At 71.4% G+C, this 2,814-nt stretch carries 1 protein-coding gene; it reads right to left on the reverse strand.

Going from position 1 to position 2,814, the window contains the following annotated elements; genetic code table 11:
* Positions 1–131: 131 nt before the first annotated feature.
* Entirely contained in the window at positions 132–2,573 is a 2,442-nt protein-coding gene (locus ACZ407_RS10210) for a RelA/SpoT family protein (protein WP_468127157.1), read from the reverse strand.
* Positions 2,574–2,814 lie beyond the last annotated feature (241 nt).

Genomic DNA, 2,814 nt, shown 5'->3' on the forward strand with positions numbered 1-2,814 from the left:
CCCAACCAGTCGTTGGAGTTCTGGGAGGCTTTTGTCGTCCGCCCCCGCTGGGCGCCCGCCTGGGAGGGAGGGGGGGTCCTCTGGGCACTCACCCCCCCCCCCGGGGCCCCTTCCCCGTGTGCTGCCCGCGGCTACGGCCGGCGGGCCGAGGTCACGCGGTAGACGTCGTAGACGCCCTCGACGCCCCGTACGGCCTTCAGGACGTGTCCCAGGTGCTTGGGGTCGCCCATCTCGAAGGTGAACCGCGAGGTGGCCACCCGGTCGCGGGAGGTCTGCACGGCGGCCGACAGGATGTTGACGTGCTGGTCGGACAGGACCCGGGTGACGTCCGACAGCAGCCGGGACCGGTCCAGCGCCTCGACCTGGATGGCGACCAGGAAGACGGAGGACTGGGTCGGGGCCCACTCGACCTCGAGGATCCGCTCGGGCTGCTGCGAGAGCGAGTCCACGTTGACGCAGTCGGCGCGGTGAACCGATACGCCACTGCCGCGGGTGACGAAGCCGATGATCGGGTCGCCGGGCACCGGGGTGCAGCAGCGGGCCAGCTTGACCCACACGTCCTCGACGCCCTTGACCACGACGCCGGGGTCGGCGTTCGCGCGCCGCTTGCTGCGGCTGCGCGAGGGCGGGACGCTCTCCTCGATGTCGTCGTTGGCGGCCTCCTCGCCGCCCATCGCCTGGACCAGCTTCTGGACCACGGCCTGCGCCGACACGTGGCCCTCGCCGATCGCCGCGTACAGCGAGGAGATGTCCGGGTAGCGCATCTCGTGGGCGAGGGTGACGAGGGAGTCGCCGGTGAGGATCCGCTGGATCGGCAGGTTCTGCTTGCGCATGGCCCGCGCGATGGCGTCCTTGCCCTGCTCGATGGCCTCGTCCCGGCGCTCCTTGGAGAACCAGGCGCGGATCTTGTTGCGGGCCCGCGGGGACTTGACGAAGCCCAGCCAGTCGCGGGACGGGCCGGCGCCCTCGGCCTTGGAGGTGAAGACCTCGACCAGGTCGCCGTTGTCGAGGGTCGATTCGAGCGGGACGAGCCGCCCGTTGACCCGCGCCCCTATGGTCCGGTAGCCGACCTCGGTGTGGACGGCGAAGGCGAAGTCCACGGGGGTGGCCCCGGCGGGCAGGGCGATGACATCGCCCTTGGGGGTGAAGACGAAGACCTCGTTGCGCGAGAGGTCGAAGCGCAGCGAGTCGAGGAACTCGCCCGGGTCCTCGGTCTCCTTCTGCCAGTCGAGCAGCTGCCGCAGCCAGGCCATGTCGTTGACGGTGTCCTGGCCGGCACTGCCCTTGGCGGCCTGCGGGACGTCCGTACGGATCTTGGAGGCGCCGGCGACGGTCTGCTGCTTGTACTTCCAGTGGGCGGCGATGCCGTACTCGGCGCGGCGGTGCATGTCGAAGGTGCGGATCTGCAGCTCGACCGGCTTGCCGTTGGGCCCGATGACCGTCGTGTGGAGCGACTGGTACATGTTGAACTTGGGCATCGCGATGTAGTCCTTGAACCGCCCCGGAACCGGGTTCCAGCGGGCGTGGACGGTGCCCAGCGCCGCGTAGCAGTCGCGGACGGTGTCGACGAGGACGCGGATGCCCACCAGGTCGTAGATCTCGGCGAAGTCGCGGCCCCGCACGATCATCTTCTGGTAGACGCTGTAGTAGTGCTTGGGGCGGCCGGTGACGGTGGCCTTGATGCGGGCGGCCCGCAGGTCGGCCTGGACCTCGTCGGTGACCACGGCGAGGTACTCGTCGCGCTTGGGGGCGCGCTCGGCGACCAGGCGGACGATCTCGTCGTACATCTTCGGGTAGAGGATCGCGAAGGCGAGGTCCTCCAGCTCCCACTTGATCGTGTTCATGCCCAGGCGGTGGGCCAGGGGCGCGTAGATCTCGAGGGTCTCGCGGGCCTTCTTCTCCTGCTTCTCCCGCTTGAGGTAGCGCATGGTGCGCATGTTGTGCAGGCGGTCGGCGAGCTTGATGACCAGGACGCGCGGGTCCTTGGCCATGGCCACGACCATCTTGCGGACCGTCTCGGCCTGCGCGGCCTCGCCGAACTTGACCTTGTCGAGCTTGGTGACCCCGTCGACCAGCAGGGCCACGGCGTCGCCGAAGTCCCGCCGCAGCTGCTCCAGCCCGTACTCGGTGTCCTCGACCGTGTCGTGCAGCAGCCCGGCCATCAGGGTGGCCGGGTCCATGCCGAGCTCGGCGAGGATGGTGGTCACCGCGAGCGGGTGGGTGATGTACGGGTCGCCGCTCTTGCGCTTCTGGCCGCGGTGCCAGCGCTCCGCGACCTGGTACGCCTTCTCGATCTGGCGCAGGGTGGCCGTCTCGATCTTCGGGTCGTTGCTGCGGACTATCCGCAGGAGCGGCTCCAGCACCGGGTTGTACGGGTTGGAGCGCTGCACGCCGAGCCGCGCGAGGCGGGCCCGCACCCGGTTGGAGGAGCCCGCGGGCTTCAGCGGGGCGGGCTTGACCGGCGGTACCGGCTTGGGCGCGACGGGCGGCGCCGGCGTGGCTGCGGCCGCCTTGGCCTGCTCGGCCTGGGGGTCGGGCTGCGCGGCGGAGAGTGGCTGGACCTCGTCTGGCAAGAGCGCTCCTCACGGGGGTCCCCCCAGGCGGAGTCTGGGGGAGGTTCCGGGGCCCCGGTCAGGTCCGGAAAACCCATGGTAGCGAGCCCCGGCCCGACTCGTTCTCCGGTCCCGTCCCGTGGACGCCGGCCCGTGCACCCGCCGCCCCCACACGCACGAGCGGGGGGGGGGGGGGGGGGGGGGGGGGGGGGGGGGGGGGGGGGGGGGGGTGGGGGGGGGGGGGGGGTGGGGGGGGGGAGAG

This window comes from Streptomyces sp. NPDC030809 (assembly GCF_055572195.1).